Source organism: Rahnella woolbedingensis (assembly GCF_003602095.1).
Taxonomy (GTDB): Bacteria; Pseudomonadota; Gammaproteobacteria; order Enterobacterales; family Enterobacteriaceae; genus Rahnella; species Rahnella woolbedingensis.
Window position 1 is genome coordinate 1 of record NZ_RAHH01000086.1, and the last position, 1,105, is coordinate 1,105.

The 1,105-nt window shown below is 40.5% G+C and carries 1 protein-coding gene; it reads right to left on the minus strand.

Annotation, left to right across the window (positions count from 1 at the left end):
* Positions 1 to 1,105, minus strand: a 1,105-nt coding sequence (locus D6C13_RS25745) for a hypothetical protein (protein WP_120135347.1), incomplete at both ends; no start/stop codon positions are given.

Consider the following 1,105-nt stretch of genomic DNA (forward strand, 5'->3'; position numbering starts at 1 on the left):
TTGAGATTGATCCTTCGGCACCTAAGGTTATTTCGGCAAAGAACACTTCAGCTTCAAAGGCGGCGCTTACAACACCTTCGATACCGAGTTTTAGTTGATTTCCTTCGGGTATATTAAATTCCCAGTTTTTATCATTTTGGCTATATACAGCGCCTAGATTAATGTTGACCTCAGGGGTAAACTCCAGGTAACACTCAACACTGGTGCCATGTTTTTCAAGATATTCACGACACTTACCAACAAGGGATTCGATTTTACAGTAGGCGCAAATAAATTGGATAATATCAAATTTAAAGGTGCCGCTTAAAAATGGCTCTCCTGTTAACCCCATAAAATGACACGGGCCATCTTCTGAGCTGATATTTTGATACGCATAGGAAACTTCAAGTTTCACCGGCGCGATTTCCATACTGAAAACGTTATATTCTCTGGTGTGTCCTGTACTGGTCGGATCCGGAGCACAATAGGTATTAATATTATTGACTAACGAATCAATCTTGTTCAATTGTTCCAGTGACCTGATTTTTCTGGATGACTGGATTTCCTTTGCATATTCTTTAGAATAATCCTTGTCACATATTTTTATGCCATATTCAATACTGATTTCCGTTTTGCGTGTCAGTTCAAATTTATCAGTTTGATAATTCCACTCCCGGCGAAGTTTTCTTTTATTTTTGGGTCTTGCACCTTCCATCGCCTGACGGGATTTGTTTGTTTCATCACGACGCTCTTTTACAGTTCGCTCTCGGATATCTGAAGTGAGTTGATACTCAACACCTGCAGTGAAACGGATTTCAAAGGTGGGGTACACATCGATAAACATATGTGTCCCTTTCTCAAGGCATCCTTCAGTTTCCACTACATATTTAGCGGGTTGATCAAAAATATCAGCAGGTGTAGTGATGCTGCTCAAATATTCCCACGGCGAATGAAGAGCTTCCAGGATATCCATATCACTTCTCTGACCTTTATAGGTCAGCAATACTTTATTAGGACTCCCGTCTGACTTCAAACTGACCGATGTCTTCTGTTCTTTTTCTTTCAATTCAGCTTTAGGGCAACCACTTTTGCTGCATTTACTGGTAATAGTGATCGTTCCTTCCGC